The sequence below is a fragment of the Aeribacillus composti genome, assembly GCF_007827555.1.
Lineage (GTDB): Bacteria > Bacillota > Bacilli > Bacillales > Aeribacillaceae > Aeribacillus > Aeribacillus composti.
The window spans coordinates 1-1,310 of sequence record NZ_VISS01000077.1; the positions used below are offsets into that span (position 1 = coordinate 1).

Sequence of the window (1,310 nt, forward strand, 5' to 3'; positions counted from 1 at the left end):
GCTTGGTGGCAATGGCGAAGAGGTCACACCCGTTCCCATCCCGAACACGGAAGTTAAGCTCTTCAGCGCCGATGGTAGTGAGGGTTTGTCCCTTGTGAGAGTAGGACGCTGCCAGGCTGCCTTTATTTAATTGTTTTTAGGAGGATTAGCTCAGCTGGGAGAGCACTTGCCTTACAAGCAAGGGGTCGGCGGTTCGATCCCGTCATCCTCCACCATCTTGCATGCTCGTGCAGCTCAATTGGAGAGCATGTTCTGTCTTCTTTGATTATACTTCAGCGTACTACATTGAGATTCTTCTTAAGCAAGCTTACTTTCATTGGAATAACAATTTAAGCAAAGGCAAAAACTGAGTATTGAAGTTGTTATTATGCCGGTGTAGCTCAATTGGCAGAGCAACTGACTTGTAATCAGTAGGTTGGGGGTTCGATTCCTCTCGCCGGCATCATTTTAGTTGTTTTATTATGAATATGTCTTTCAATCAGTTGTCAGACAAGCAATGCTTCATCAAATTTGTGGCAGGTTGTTTTGCCCTGATGTCATTGATCGTTTTCCCAATAGTTAAGACAGAAGAGACAGCTGAAAAAATATTTTTGATCATGAGCCATTGCTCAGCAGGTAGTGCAACGAGCAAAGCCTCGTCGAATAAGCGGCGAGTTGTCCCGACGCATCCAACATCCTCGAAAAGACTGGCAGAGGAAGGGACATCTGACAAATGAAAAATGGATTAGAAGAAAAAAATTTTTTATGAGCCATTAGCTCAGTCGGTAGAGCAACGAGCAAGGCTTCATCGAATAGGCGACGAGTTGTCCCGACGCATCCAGCATCCTCGAAAAGACTGGCAGAGGAAGGGACATCTGACAAATTTAAAATGAATTAGAAGAATAAGTTTTTTATGAGCCATTAGCTCAGTCGGTAGAGCAACGAGCAAGGCTTCATCGAATAAGCGACGAGTTGTCCCGACGCATCCAACATCCTCGAAAAGACTGGCAGAGGAAGGGACATCTGACAAATGAAAAATGGATTAGGAGAAAAAAATTTTTTATGAGCCATTAGCTCAGTCGGTAGAGCATCTGACTTTTAATCAGAGGGTCGGAGGTTCGAATCCTCCATGGCTCACCATTTTGACGCGGGTGTGGCGGAATTGGCAGACGCACTAGAATCAGGATCTAGCGCCTTTATGGCGTGGGGGTTCAAGTCCCTCCACCCGCATCATATGCGGAAGTAGTTCAGTGGTAGAACACCACCTTGCCAAGGTGGGGGTCGCGGGTTCGAATCCCGTCTTCCGCTTTTCTCTGCCGGGGTGGCGGAAT

At 46.6% G+C, this 1,310-nt stretch carries 1 protein-coding gene, 5 tRNA genes and 1 rRNA gene; all 7 read left to right on the forward strand.

Annotated elements, in window-relative coordinates; translation table 11 throughout:
- Position 1: 1 nt before the first annotated feature.
- The 7 genes from rrf (at position 2) to FB379_RS18355 (ending at position 1,287) form a co-directional block, all read left to right on the forward strand.
- Positions 2-117 (forward strand): 5S ribosomal RNA (gene rrf / locus FB379_RS18325).
- A 22-nt stretch (positions 118-139) separates the two neighbouring features.
- A tRNA-Val gene (locus tag FB379_RS18330) sits at positions 140-215 on the forward strand.
- Between the two features lie 154 nt (positions 216-369).
- A tRNA-Thr gene (locus FB379_RS18335) sits at positions 370-442 on the forward strand.
- A 91-nt stretch (positions 443-533) separates the two neighbouring features.
- Positions 534-716 (forward strand): hypothetical protein, encoded by a 183-nt coding sequence (locus FB379_RS18340; protein WP_082829644.1) that lies wholly within the window; start codon positions 534-536, stop codon positions 714-716.
- 327 nt (positions 717-1,043) lie between these two features.
- Positions 1,044-1,119, forward strand: a tRNA-Lys gene (locus FB379_RS18345).
- 7 nt (positions 1,120-1,126) lie between these two features.
- A tRNA-Leu gene (locus tag FB379_RS18350) sits at positions 1,127-1,209 on the forward strand.
- 6 nt (positions 1,210-1,215) lie between these two features.
- Positions 1,216-1,287 (forward strand) — tRNA-Gly (locus tag FB379_RS18355).
- The last annotated feature ends 23 nt before the right edge of the window (positions 1,288-1,310 follow it).